The organism is Prevotella sp. P6B1 (assembly GCF_000702825.1).
GTDB lineage: Bacteria > Bacteroidota > Bacteroidia > Bacteroidales > Bacteroidaceae > Prevotella.
In genome coordinates, this window is sequence record NZ_JNKF01000012.1 from 150,936 (window position 1) to 163,219 (window position 12,284).

General features: G+C 50.2%; 12 protein-coding genes and 1 tRNA gene. 7 read left to right on the forward strand and 6 right to left on the reverse strand.

Annotated elements, in window-relative coordinates; all coding sequences use genetic code 11:
* Positions 1–3 precede the first annotated feature (3 nt).
* From T495_RS0107580 to T495_RS0107600, 5 genes are read left to right on the forward strand one after another with little or no spacing between them, the layout of a single operon-like run.
* Positions 4–618 (forward strand): SPOR domain-containing protein, encoded by a 615-nt coding sequence (locus T495_RS0107580; RefSeq protein ID WP_033148210.1) that lies wholly within the window; start codon positions 4–6, stop codon positions 616–618.
* A complete protein-coding gene (folE, locus tag T495_RS0107585) occupies positions 615–1,220 on the forward strand; it encodes a GTP cyclohydrolase I FolE (RefSeq protein WP_051522886.1) in 606 nt (201 codons plus the stop codon). Before T495_RS0107580 ends, folE begins: the two co-directional genes overlap by 4 nt.
* A 10-nt stretch (positions 1,221–1,230) precedes the next feature.
* The gene (locus T495_RS0107590; protein ID WP_028902186.1) at positions 1,231–1,812 is read left to right on the forward strand and encodes a hypothetical protein; all 582 of its coding nucleotides are present in this window, start codon (positions 1,231–1,233) and stop codon (positions 1,810–1,812) included.
* Positions 1,813–1,842: 30 nt separating this feature from the next.
* Positions 1,843–3,462, forward strand: coding sequence for a glycoside hydrolase 43 family protein (locus T495_RS0107595; protein WP_033148211.1), 1,620 nt, complete (start codon positions 1,843–1,845; stop codon positions 3,460–3,462).
* A 2-nt stretch (positions 3,463–3,464) separates the two neighbouring features.
* Positions 3,465–5,807 (forward strand): TIM-barrel domain-containing protein, encoded by a 2,343-nt coding sequence (locus tag T495_RS0107600; protein WP_033148212.1) that lies wholly within the window; start codon positions 3,465–3,467, stop codon positions 5,805–5,807.
* A gap of 41 nt (positions 5,808–5,848) precedes the next feature.
* Here T495_RS0107600 and T495_RS0107605 read toward each other — a convergent pair.
* From T495_RS0107605 to T495_RS0107615, 3 genes are all read right to left on the reverse strand, one after another.
* Positions 5,849–5,921: transfer RNA gene (locus tag T495_RS0107605), tRNA-Lys, on the reverse strand.
* A 67-nt stretch (positions 5,922–5,988) separates the two neighbouring features.
* The gene (locus tag T495_RS0107610; RefSeq protein ID WP_028902183.1) at positions 5,989–7,089 is read right to left on the reverse strand and encodes an AI-2E family transporter; all 1,101 of its coding nucleotides are present in this window, start codon (positions 7,087–7,089) and stop codon (positions 5,989–5,991) included.
* Positions 7,064–7,666: a thymidine kinase gene (locus T495_RS0107615; protein WP_028902182.1), complete on the reverse strand. Its 603-nt coding sequence runs from the start codon at positions 7,664–7,666 to the stop codon at positions 7,064–7,066. The genes T495_RS0107610 and T495_RS0107615 overlap by 26 nt, the downstream gene beginning before the upstream one ends.
* 169 nt (positions 7,667–7,835) lie before the next feature.
* Here T495_RS0107615 and rsmI point away from each other — a divergent pair, with 169 nt between their 5' ends.
* Positions 7,836–8,540, forward strand: coding sequence for a 16S rRNA (cytidine(1402)-2'-O)-methyltransferase (rsmI, locus tag T495_RS0107620; protein WP_028902181.1), 705 nt, complete (start codon positions 7,836–7,838; stop codon positions 8,538–8,540).
* Positions 8,537–9,403, forward strand: a complete 867-nt coding sequence (locus tag T495_RS0107625; protein ID WP_028902180.1) for a hypothetical protein — start codon at positions 8,537–8,539, stop codon at positions 9,401–9,403. The genes rsmI and T495_RS0107625 overlap by 4 nt, the downstream gene beginning before the upstream one ends.
* 173 nt (positions 9,404–9,576) lie before the next feature.
* Here T495_RS0107625 and T495_RS0107630 read toward each other — a convergent pair whose 3' ends face one another.
* The 3 genes from T495_RS0107630 to T495_RS0107640 are packed head-to-tail and all read right to left on the reverse strand — an operon-like array spanning position 9,577 to position 12,281.
* Positions 9,577–10,086, reverse strand: a complete 510-nt coding sequence (locus tag T495_RS0107630; RefSeq protein ID WP_033148213.1) for a lipid-binding protein — start codon at positions 10,084–10,086, stop codon at positions 9,577–9,579.
* An 18-nt stretch (positions 10,087–10,104) separates the two neighbouring features.
* Positions 10,105–10,782, reverse strand: coding sequence for a BT_2262 family domain-containing protein (locus tag T495_RS0107635; protein WP_033148214.1), 678 nt, complete (start codon positions 10,780–10,782; stop codon positions 10,105–10,107).
* A 20-nt stretch (positions 10,783–10,802) separates the two neighbouring features.
* Positions 10,803–12,281 carry a SusD/RagB family nutrient-binding outer membrane lipoprotein gene (locus tag T495_RS0107640; protein ID WP_033148215.1) on the reverse strand — a complete coding sequence of 493 codons (1,479 nt, stop codon included), beginning with the start codon at positions 12,279–12,281 and terminating at the stop codon, positions 10,803–10,805.
* Between the last annotated feature and the right edge of the window lie 3 nt (positions 12,282–12,284).

Here is a 12,284-nt window from a genome sequence, read left to right on the forward strand (position 1 = left end):
AAAGTGAAACGATTTATCATCATAATGACGCTCTGCATCGGCTACTCAATGGTGGCCGATGCTCAGTCGTCATTTACGCAGAGATTGCAACAGAGTAAAGGTGGCGAGGGAAAAATCACCGTCACTCAGGACAAGGCTATCGACGAACTGGTGAACGGTCCGGCCGTTGTACCAGCCAAGCCCAAGACCAATACCACTCAGCTTAAACAGACTGAAAAGAAAGAAAAAGATAACAATACTGCTACAAATCAAGAAAAAAAGACTGAGCCCAAGGTCGTCGTTGTAGAGCAGCATGACTCTACCGAGATTGACACCACCCCCGAGGAACTTCAGAAGAAGGTCATGAAAGGTTATAAGGTGGCAGGATACCGTGTACAGGTGTTTGCCGGAGGCAACACACGTAACGACCGCCTGAAGGCAGAACGGACAGGCAGTGAGATCAAGGCTTTGTTCCCTGGCGTGCCCGTCTATGTACATTTCTATACCCCACGATGGATTTGCCGCATGGGTAACTACCGCACCTACGAGGAAGCTCACGAGGTGCTGGAGCGCGTCAAGAACAATGGCTACAAGTCGGCTATCATCGTCAAAGGGAAAATCACCGTACAATATCAATGAAGATAGAGATTAAGGAATACGACAACGAGAGATATCGCGAGGGACTCGAAGATTTAGCGGGTCACTACAAAGAGATACTGACGCTACTGGGCGAAGACCCCGAGCGTGAGGGACTGGAGAAGACCCCCATGCGTGTGGCCAAGGCCATGCAGGTGCTGACCAAAGGTTACACGATGGATGCCCACAAGATCCTGACGGACGCGCTGTTCAAGGAGGACTACAACCAGATGGTGATTGTGAAGGACATCGATTTCTTCTCGCTGTGCGAACACCACATGCTACCCTTCTACGGCAAGGCACATGTGGCTTACATCCCTAACGGCTACATCACTGGTCTGTCGAAGATAGCCCGCGTAGTGGACATCTTTGCCCATCGCCTGCAGGTACAGGAGCGAATGACACAACAGATCAAGGACTGTATCCAAGATACACTGCACCCCTTAGGTGTGATGGTGGTGATAGAGGCCAAGCACATGTGCATGCAGATGCGTGGCATTGAGAAACAGAACAGTATTACCACCACCAGCGACTTCAGTGGTGCCTTCAATCAAGCTAAGACTCGTCAGGAGTTTATGAACCTCATACACAATAATCAAATCTAAAACTAACAGTATGTATCAAGTTGACAACAACACCAATTACAGAACCAACCAGTCGTTTACACAGGAGTTCACCCGCAGCTGTCTGGGCCGCATACTTATTCTCGGCGTAATCACACTGGTAGGTATGCTGGTAGCCTACTTCACTGCTCCCAAGGAGAGTGACATGACCGAAGAGATGACCGATAACATGATGCAGTGTCTCGAGGTGAACAATGGCATCAAAGGTGACGTAGTTGATGACTATGTAAACAACTTGGCATTTATCTTTACCACTGCCGATACCACTGCCATTTCCAAAGACATCCTGGAGACCTATCACAAATACAACCGTCTGGAGTCGTATCGACACACATTCTACTCTACCTCTTACATCCACAACAACATGCACCCTGAAGGTACCCGTGTAGGCATTGGCATCTTCGGTATCATCATCCCAACAGTGCTGTACGAAGACATCCTGCTGGAAGTAGGTCCTGTACACAAAGGCTACGAGCAGAAACTGAATCAGGAGGTGATTGCGCCACAGGAAGAAGACCTGGGTGTGAATCCGAACATCACGGAGTTCCACTACAAAGGTGACCAAGAGAACTAAGAAGCGAACTAATTAGTATCAATTATTTATATGAAAACCAAGCTTTTACTAAGCATCACCCTGATGCTTTGCATGACCGTGACCGTACAGGCACAGTCTCAAACCGAGAACATGATTGAGAATCCCATGTTATGGGCAGATGTACCCGACCCCGACGTGATCCGCGTGGGCGACACCTTCTATATGGTGTCTACCACCATGCACCTGATGCCTGGCGCGCCTATCATGCAGTCGAAAGACCTGAAGAACTGGGAGACCATCGGCTACATCTTCGACAAGCTGACCGATTCGCCTAAGTACGACCTGTCGGCCACGGCAGGCACCGTGTATGGCCGCGGTCAGTGGGCCACCTCACTGAAATATCACAAGGGGAAATTCTACGCCCTCTTTGCCCCTAACGAGGCTGGTGCCATGGGCGACACCTATATCTGCTCGGCCGACCAGGCAGCAGGCCCCTGGAAGATCGTGTCGCGCATGCGCCACTTCCACGACTGTTCGCTGTTCTTCGATGACGACGACCGCGTGTATGTGATCTACGGCACTGGCGAGATGATGGAGCTGAAGCCCGACCTGAGCGATGTCATCGAAGGAACACATCGCCAGATCTTCCAGCGTGAGGCTGATGAGACCGGTCTGCTGGAAGGCTCACGTATGATCAAACATAACGGCAGATACTATCTGCTGATGATCTCGCACGTGTATGCCCCCGGCCGTCATCGCCGTGAGGTGTGCTACCGTGCCGACAACATACAAGGACCTTACGAGAAGCACACCATCCTGCAGTCGGAGTTCGGCGGCTTCTCCTACGAGGCGCAGGGCACCATCGTCGATACCGAGGATGGCGACTGGTACGGCATCATCTTCCAGGACCGTGCCGGTGTGGGCCGTGTGCTCACCGTGATGCCCTGCCGCTGGATTGACGGCTGGCCCATGCTGGGCGACGAGGAAGGTAAGGTGCCTGCCCGCGTGCGTCCGCTGAAGAGTGGACAGCCAGAGACATCTATCGTAAAGGCAGATGACTTTGGTAGCGAGAAGTTAGGACTTCACTGGCAGTGGAACCACAACCCTGTTGACAAGGCTTGGAGCCTTACAGAGCGTCCAGGCTATCTTCGACTCAAGACAAGTCGCGTAGTACCTAACCTCTATCTGGCACCCAACACCCTCACCCAGCGTATGGAAGGTCCTGGCTGTCATGGTCACATCATGATGGATCTCTCGAAGATGAAAGATGGCGACTGCGCAGGATTGGCTGCATTCAACAGCGACTCAGGTGTGCTGACCGTCAAGAAGAAGGGCAAGAAGCTTTTCCTCGAAATGAGCGAGCAGAAGGTATCGCTAAGCGACCGTGACAAGAAGGTTGAGAAAGTAGAAGAGAAGGTTATAGAGAGCATAGAGCTAAAACAGAATAAAATATGGTTGGGCATTGATGCCAACTTTATTCCACGCACTGATATCGCCGTATTTGACTACAGTCTGGATGGTATACTCTGGCATAAGATTGGCAGCGACTACCGCATGAGCTTTGACTGGCGTCGCTTCTTCATGGGACAGAAGTTCGGTATCTTTAACTACGCCACAAAGAAGGTTGGCGGATATGTAGATATTGATGAGTTTGAATACTACAAAGTTTATACAACAAACGATAAATAACTATGAACAGAAGAATCATTGCTATTCTGGCCCTGATGGCACCCGTCGCCCTGTGGGCACAAGGCGTGAAGATTGAGTTCTTCACCCCTTCGGTGGTGCATGTCGTCAAGTACCCAGGCCAGACCGTAACACCTGAGAGCAAGGTGATCATCGCCAAGCCTCAGCAGGTAGCCCTCACCCAACGGGGCAACACCACATCGAGTAGTGAACTGAGCGTGAAACTCGACGCCAAGACCGGTTGCATCACCTTTATGACCGCCAAGGGCAAGGTGCTGCTGCGTGAGAAGTCACACAGCTTCAGTCCGTTGAACCAGACCTTCACCCTCGACAAGGGCGAGGCCATCTACGGCCTGGGCACCATCCAGAACGGTAAGATGAACCGCCGCGGTGAGCACAAACGCATGGAACAGTCGAACCTCGAGGACTTCCAGAATGTGATCCAGAGCATCAAGGGCTGGGGCCTCTACTGGGACAACTACGCCCCCACACAGTTTGACGACGATGCCAACGGCATGTCGCTCACCTCGGAGGCGGGCGAGGCCATCGACTACTACTTTATGTATGGCGGCTCTGCCGATGGCGTCATTGCCCAGATGCGCTACCTGAGTGGCGACGTGCCCATGTTCCCCCTGTGGACCTATGGCTTCTGGCAGTCGAAAGAGCGCTATAAGAGCGCTGCCGAAACCGAGCATATCGTGGACCAGCACCGTGCCCTACAGGTGCCCCTCGACGGTATCATCCAGGACTGGCAGTACTGGGGTTCCAACTACCTGTGGAACGCCATGGACTTCCTGTCGGAGGACTTCAGCAATGGTCCGCAGATGATTCAGAACGTGCACCGTAAACACGCCCATTTCATGATCAGCATCTGGGCAAGTTTCGGTCCGCAGACCCAGCAGTTCCGCGAGCTCAACGAGAAGGGACTGCTGCTGCCCATCGAGACCTGGCCACAGAGCGGTATCTCACACGTATGGCCGCCCATCATGGAATATCCCTCTGGCGTAAAAGTGTACGACGCCTTCAGTCCTGTGGCACGCGCCATCTACTGGAAATACCTGAAGAAGCTCTACGACTATGGCACCGATGCTTGGTGGATGGACTCTACCGACCCCGACTTCTTCAATCCCCGTGAGAGCGACTACCAGCACCCTGTGACCGGCGGCACCTGGCGCTCACTGCGCAATGCCTTCCCCCTGGAGACCGTGCGGGGCATCTACCAGTCGCAGCGCAAGGACGACCGTGGCAAGCGTGTGTTCATCATGACCCGCTCGGCCTTTGCCGGTCAGCAGCACTATGGCGCCAACATGTGGAGCGGCGACGTGGCCTCATCATGGGATATGCTGCGCAAGCAGATCCCTGCCGGTCTGAGCTTCTCGCTCACCGGCAACCCCAACTTCAACACCGACATCGGTGGTTTCTTCTGTGGCTCCTATAACACCAAGGGCGCAGGCTCAGCCCCTCGCAACCCGCAGTTCCAGGAGCTCTATGTGCGCTGGATGCAGTATGGCTTGTTCTGTCCTGTGTTCCGCAGTCATGGTGCCGACGCACCCCGTGAGATCTGGCAGTTCGGCCAAAAGGGCGAGCCCGTATACGACGCCATCGAGAAGATGATCCGCCTGCGCTACCGCCTCCTACCTTATATATATAGTATCGCCGGACAGGTGACCGCCAACAACGAGAGCTACCTGCGCCCGCTGTTCAGCGACTTTGCTGCCGACAAGCAGGTGTGGGACATGACCGATGAGTTTATGTTCGGCCGTAGCATCCTGGCAGCCCCCATCGTCGAGGCGCAGTACACCCAGGAGAAGATCATCAAGGAAGATGCCATGACCGGCTGGGATAAGAAAAATGTCAGCGGCGACCAGGAAGAGACAAGCGGTATCAACTGGCACGCCACGAAGACCGCCACAAAATACCTGCCCAAGGGTGCTACCTGGTATGATTTCTGGACAGGCAGGCAGTACAAGGGCGGACAGCATGTCACCCTCACCACCCGTTTCGACCAGGTACCCATGTTCGTACGTGCCGGCAGCATCGTGCCCCTGGGCCCGGAGATGCAGTATGTAGGTGAGAAGTCATGGGACAACCTCGAGATCCGCCTCTACCCCGGCGCCGACGGCACGTTCAGTCTCTATGAGGATGAAGGCGACAACTACAACTACGAGCAGGGCTACTACTCGAATATCATCTTCACCTGGACAGAGCGCACACGCACCCTCCACATCAGCGCCCGCCAAGGCGGCTACAAGGGCATGCTGCTCAACCGTCAGTTCCACATCGTGCTGCCCGATGGCACTGCAAAGACCATCGACTACAACGGCAACCAAGTAACAGTGAAACTTTAAAGACACAAAAAAGAGAGGCTCGATTGAGTCTCTCTTTTCTGTGATCCGTTTGGGGCTCGAACCCAAGACCCCAACATTAAAAGTGTTGTGCTCTACCGACTGAGCTAACGGATCGACCTTAAATCATGCTCCCATTAGAAAGCGGGTGCAAAGGTACTATCTTTTTCCGAAACTACCAAATTTATTCAGAAGATTTTTCTTCTAACCCCTCAAATTCCTTATCTTTTGTCACATATTGTTGATAATAAGCAATCAAAAGTGTGGTCAAAGGCAGTGCAATGATGAGTCCGATAAACCCTAACAAGGCACCCCAAACCGACAACGACAATAACAGGATAGCAGGGTTCAGGCCCATGGCCTTACCCATCACCTTAGGTGTCACAATCATGTCGCATATCAACTGCACCACAATAAACACCAGCAGGGCCAACGCCAAGATTCCCCAGAAGTTCTGTCCTGTATCAGCCGACTTCAGCAACGCCAGCAATACCGTTGGTATCAGGGCAAACGTATGCAGATAAGGCACCAGGTCCATGATACCGATCATAATGCCCAGACCGATGGCCATGGGGAAGTCGATGATGGTGAAGCCGATGCAGAACAGCACACCCATGATGAGTGCCACCGTTCCCTGACCGCGCACATAATTGTTAAGTGCCTGTCCGGCATCCTTACCCAGTCCCTGCCAGAAGGGGCGACTCTTCTTTGGGAAGATACGGATCCAGTTCTCAGTCAGATACTCATAATCGAGCAGAATGAAGAACATATATAATAAGGTGATAAGCGATGCCACAATACCGAGAATCACACTGGCGGTCTGACCCAGTACATTAAACAGTCGGGGCAGCACCGTTTTCAGACTATCCGTAAACCTGTCGCTCTCAAAGAACTTCTGGATTTCCCTGCTATTCTGATCTATCCAGAGCTGAATGGCACCGGGGATATCCTTGATATGAGCCTCCTCCTGTATATAGCCGCTCACCAGTCCGCCCAACTTATCAAACTGCTCAATCATTGGTGGGATAATCAGATAGATGATACCACCGAGAACGGCAATCACCACAATCAGTGTGATGATGATACTCAGCGTCCTACTCTTCACATGCAACCGATACTGCACGAACTTCACCATCGGATACAGCAGATAGGCAAAGAACCAGGCAATAAAAAACGGCAGCAATACATTGCTCAGATAGTTGACCAGCCAGAGGATACCCAGCACCAGCAGGCCTGCTCCCACCCAGCGCACCAGTTGGTCAAGCGTGATTGTCTTTTCTTTCATTCTCTTCTTTGATTGCTTTCTGATAACATTCCCGGCACAGAGGTTCATACTCCGTAGTCTCACCCAACAATACCCGCTGTTCGCTCTCCACCTTACGATGACTTACGTAAGCCAGATTGCCACAGTTCACACAGATGGCATGCACCTTCGTCACATCGTCGGCAATAGCGCAAAGCGCTGGCATAGGTCCGAAAGGCACACCCTTAAAGTCCATATCCAGTCCGGCCACGATGACTCTGACGCCACGGTTTGCCAGTTCGTTGCACACATCAACAATCCCCATATCAAAGAATTGCGCCTCATCGATACCTACCACATCGATATCGCTTGCCAGCAACAGGATACTGGCCGATGAGTCAATAGGTGTCGACTGGATGTGTTTCTGGTCATGGCTCACCACGTCTTCTTCCGAATACCTCACATCAATGGCCGGCTTGAATATCTCCACACGCTGTCTGGCGAACTGCGCTCTGCGCATTCGTCGGATCAGCTCCTCCGTTTTGCCCGAAAACATCGAGCCGCACACAACTTCTATTCTACCAGGTCTGTGTGCCTCACCTATTAAGATATCTGTCATATTGGCGACAAAGATACGAATAAGCGAGTAAAATACCAAACAAATTTGGAATTTTCGAGCGAAAGTATCTTCGAACTGCGTTCAAATTTACAAATACCTTTTAAAAATTGCAAAGATTTTGCCTTTTATTTGTCTATTCCGCTATTTTGCCTTATATTTGCCCCTTGTAATGGGCATATTATATATCGTACCGACCCCAGTTGGGAATATGGAAGACATGACATTCCGTGCCATCCGCATTCTGAAGGAGGTGGATCTCGTACTCGCAGAAGATACTCGCACATCGAGCAAACTGCTGAAGCACTACGACATCCACAACCAACTCTTATCACATCATAAGTTTAACGAACACGGCACATCCGCCTCCATCGTAGCCCGACTGCAGGCAGGCGAGAATGTGGCTCTGATAAGCGATGCTGGCACACCTGGCATCTCCGACCCGGGATTCTTTCTGGTTCGCGAGGCCGTACGTGCAGGCATCGAAGTACAGTGTCTGCCTGGCGCAACCGCTTTTGTGCCAGCCCTTGTAGCGAGTGGTCTGCCTTGCGACCGCTTCGCCTTCGAAGGCTTCCTGCCTCAGAAGAAAGGACGCCAGACCAAGCTCGAATCGCTGAAAGGCGAACAGCGCACCATGATCTTCTACGAATCGCCTTATCGCGTGGTGAAGACCCTGCAGCAGTTTGCCGAGTTCTATGGCCCAGAGCGCCAGGTCAGCGTATGTCGCGAGATATCCAAGATTCACGAGGAGAGCGTCAGAGGCACACTCACTGAGGTGATAGCCCATTTCAAGGAACACGAGCCCAAGGGTGAGATTGTCATCATCCTGGCAGGTAATGATCATAAAGAACAAATCAATAAACAAGAGGAATTATGAAGAAACTATTTATCTTTGCAATGTGTGCCATGGCTATGGCAAGTTGTAATGAGGCAGCCAGAAAGGCAGAAAATCAGGCTCGCGCAGAGCGTGACTCACTGAATCAAGTGATTGCCCAGAAAGATGATGAAATCAACGACATGATGACCACCCTGATCGACATCGAGGAGGGATTCCGCGAGATCACCGAGGCCCAGAACCGCGTCACCTTAGCCAAGACTGGCGAAGGCACTAACACGAAGGAGCGCATCGCTGAGAACTTCCAGTTCATCCAGTCGATGATGCAGCAGAACAAGGATCTGATTAACAAACTGAAGCAGCAGGCTCGTGAGAGCTCTATCAAAGGCGACAAGCTGAAGAAAGTAATCGCCAGTCTGCAAGAGCAGATGGAGAAGAAGGACCAGCAGATTGTAGAGATGCAGGAGCAGCTCGAACTGAAGAATATCCATATTGGCGAACTGAAATACGAACTCAACTCGATGAAGGAAGACGCACGCGCCCTTCAGAGCGAGAACGATGCTCAGGCCAAGAAACTGAAGGATCAGGAGAAACAGTTGAATACCGCTTGGTTCGTATATGGCACCAAGGACGAGCTGAAGAAGCAGCAGATTATCACCAAGGACGGTCTGTTCAGTAAGAACAAGATTCTGCAGGGCGACTTCAACCGCGACTACTTCACCAAGATTGATATCCGTGTTGACAAGGAGATCAAGCTCTACAGCAAGGATGCCAAGATCCTGACAGCACATCCCGCCAACTCCTACAAGTTGCAGCCCGATGCCAACAAGCAGTTGATACTCCGCATCACCGACCCACAGGCCTTCTGGTCAACCAGCAAGTACCTGGTAGTTCAAGTGAAATAAATAACGCAAATTATACCCCAACAATAATCGGATGCCCCCTTGAGCATCCGATTATTTGCGAATTCAGGTTATTATTGTCATCTTTACTGATTCATCCTGGTGTTATCTGTAAACAACATAATAAAGGTCCCCGCAGAATTGCAGGGACCTTCCTTATTTTTGAATCATCCTTTTTACTCGTAGAAACCTGTGTATCGCTGTCCTGATACACGGTATGTCAAATTGTAATCATCGTTAGAGAAGACGATGTTAAATACGATACTGTCGTTTGGCATACCATGCAGGTTCTTGGCAGCATTCTCCAGGATTTTTCCGCCTGTTACAGTTGCCTGACCACTACCTTTTGCATCGTAGTCCTTTGCTGAGCACTCGAATGTACGGCCTTCGTAGTTCACGTTAACCTTCATTTTGAATGTCCAGAACTCGCCATCGTCATCCAGCCACATTTCAGTATTATTATTGGCTGCTGTATTATAGGTGTACATGATAACAGTACCCATGCCATAGGGATCTTCATACAGGACGTTACCAGCATCATCTACAGCATCAACGGTAACTTCCCATTTACCAGCCATTTTCTCAACGTTGGTTCCACCTGGCTCGATGTCGGTCTCTACATCACATGCTGTGAAACCGAAAGCACCGATCATGGCAAACAAGAATAATGAAATATATTTTCTCATAATGCTTAATCTATTATTTTATTTTGTTAATGTAACTATAGCGTTATTGCTCGTAACCCAACTAACCACTCCTGTTTCAGGGTTGTACGAACCACTTGCGATACTTGGTTTGCTGCTAAAGTACCAGTCACCAACACCTACCTGAGTAAGCGTATTGTCGGCATTGAGCGTAACCTTGCCTTCAAGATGGAAATCATAGGTTGGTTCATATCCCGGATACATTCCGTAGAAATAGAGACCACACATAATGTCGTCGATCTCATATACACCATTGCCGAGATCGGTAATAGTTATGGGCACATCAGAGTAATGGCGGGCACCAAATACGATATCGCCATAATATGCACTTGCCAGGCTATTAGGATTCTTCACCATGACCAAACGGCTTGTTTCAACAGCGAAATTATCCTTGTTAGCAACGCTATATGTGAGGGTATAGAATCCGCCTTTACTTGTATCAACGTTACCAGAAACTATCACCCTTGAGGTAATATCCTCCTCGCCTTCTGTAGCTACATAGCCAGGATCGGTAAAAGTCTCACCGACATTAATCTCAACGATATCATCACCTAATAACTCGAGGTTTGCGAAATGAGTCACTCTCGAATCGGTAAGCTGATCCTTATCGTCGTTACATGAGGTCAGTCCGAGGGTCGCCATACAGATGGCCAGACCAAACATAAATATCTTTTTCATATTTTCAGCTTGTCAGTTTATTATTTAACATCCCAGAACACCTTGTCCGTAATTGCGCGGGCCTTAGGAGTATTCACATTATATTTGCGAGAGTCGCTTGAGTAAGGGATACTCATTGCAATGTTGCCATTTCCGAAGTAGTTTCTACCTGGAGCAATCAGCTGTCCAGGGGTGTAGGCAGCAGGATTGGCAGCAACCTGTGCGGCAGACATAGCCGACAGCTTGGGTACGTCAGTACGACGAACCTCTGACCAAGCCTCCAGATGATCCTTCAAGAAGAGGGCAGCCCACTTCTGCAGGTAAATCAGTTCCAACTGGTCGTCAGCATTATCGAACGAACCATCGGCAGTCAGGAAATCAGCAGCACCAGCTACACCACGCGAAGTAAAGTCGAGTGTCACAGCTTTCTCATAAGCGGCCTTAGCAGCAGCAGTGTTATTGTTGAAACGGAGTTCAACCTCAGCAATGAGGAACTGCAACTCACTCTGTGTGAACAGATAGACAGCCATGTCATGTGTAACTCCATAATTGAGAGCACTAACAGCGCTGTTCTTGCGGCTTGAAGCATCTGAATAAACGTTAGGTTCCTGTTTTGAACCAGGCAGCTGACCAACGTAAGTATTGTCAGAGCTACGCTTATTGTAAGCATAACCCAAGCGTGGGTCATTCATGGCCTTGTAGTACTCTACGAGTGCATAGCCGGCACAGTGGTTGTTAGCCAATGAGAAGACTCCTGCATACCATGGGTTGAACTGACCTTCCTGATCAGTATATACATCCCAAGCCACATCACCGGTAAAGAAATTACCTGCAGCAACAAGTGCTTTCACTTTGCTGGTATACTCAGCGGCATTAACACCACCGTCGATCAGGCGAAGATACATGCGCAAACGCAATGCATTAGCATAACCTATCCACTGATTAACATTCTTCTTGAGCATAGGATCGGTCATAGTCATCAGGTCTGAAGACTGAATAGCAGCCTGAGCCTCATCGAGTTCAGCTAATACACCTTCATACACAGCCTTTCCTTCGTCATATTTCGGCGTACTGTTTGCACTTGCCTGAAGGGCTTCTGTGTAAGGTGTCTGATCGGTATTGTCCACCAGAATCTGGAATATCTGTGTACGCATAACCTGGCAGGCAAAGAGATCAGCTGTATTAGTGGTTTTACCCTGGATATCCTTGATATCCTGAAGCGCACCAGCATACAGCGTTCTATATCCACGATTGATGAGGTCCTTTGTCTCATCGATATTTAACTCGGCCAGATCGTTATACTGATTGGCCTCGGGCATCTGATCCCAATACTGTACAAAGAATCCTGCATAGTTGAACATCTGGTCGCCTGTAGTAGCAGCTACTGCATTGACTACAGCAGGGAACTGCAAGGAAGGCGTGATGTCTGTGCTTGAAGGATAGTTCGGGTTCTCGTTGATGTCCATATCGCAACTGGCAAGCATCATCAGACCCGCAGCAAATAAATATATCTTTTTCATATT

Coding starts and splice junctions, on each gene's coding strand:
- folE (WP_051522886.1), top strand. CDS start 615: ATGAAGATAGAGATTAAGGAATACGACAACGAGAGATATCGCGAGGGA.
- T495_RS0107590 (WP_028902186.1), top strand. CDS start 1,231: ATGTATCAAGTTGACAACAACACCAATTACAGAACCAACCAGTCGTTT.
- T495_RS0107595 (WP_033148211.1), top strand. CDS start 1,843: ATGAAAACCAAGCTTTTACTAAGCATCACCCTGATGCTTTGCATGACC.
- T495_RS0107600 (WP_033148212.1), top strand. CDS start 3,465: ATGAACAGAAGAATCATTGCTATTCTGGCCCTGATGGCACCCGTCGCC.
- T495_RS0107610 (WP_028902183.1), bottom strand. CDS start 7,089: ATGAAAGAAAAGACAATCACGCTTGACCAACTGGTGCGCTGGGTGGGA.
- T495_RS0107615 (WP_028902182.1), bottom strand. CDS start 7,666: ATGACAGATATCTTAATAGGTGAGGCACACAGACCTGGTAGAATAGAA.
- rsmI (WP_028902181.1), top strand. CDS start 7,836: ATGGGCATATTATATATCGTACCGACCCCAGTTGGGAATATGGAAGAC.
- T495_RS0107625 (WP_028902180.1), top strand. CDS start 8,537: ATGAAGAAACTATTTATCTTTGCAATGTGTGCCATGGCTATGGCAAGT.
- T495_RS0107630 (WP_033148213.1), bottom strand. CDS start 10,086: ATGAGAAAATATATTTCATTATTCTTGTTTGCCATGATCGGTGCTTTC.
- T495_RS0107635 (WP_033148214.1), bottom strand. CDS start 10,782: ATGAAAAAGATATTTATGTTTGGTCTGGCCATCTGTATGGCGACCCTC.
- T495_RS0107640 (WP_033148215.1), bottom strand. CDS start 12,281: ATGAAAAAGATATATTTATTTGCTGCGGGTCTGATGATGCTTGCCAGT.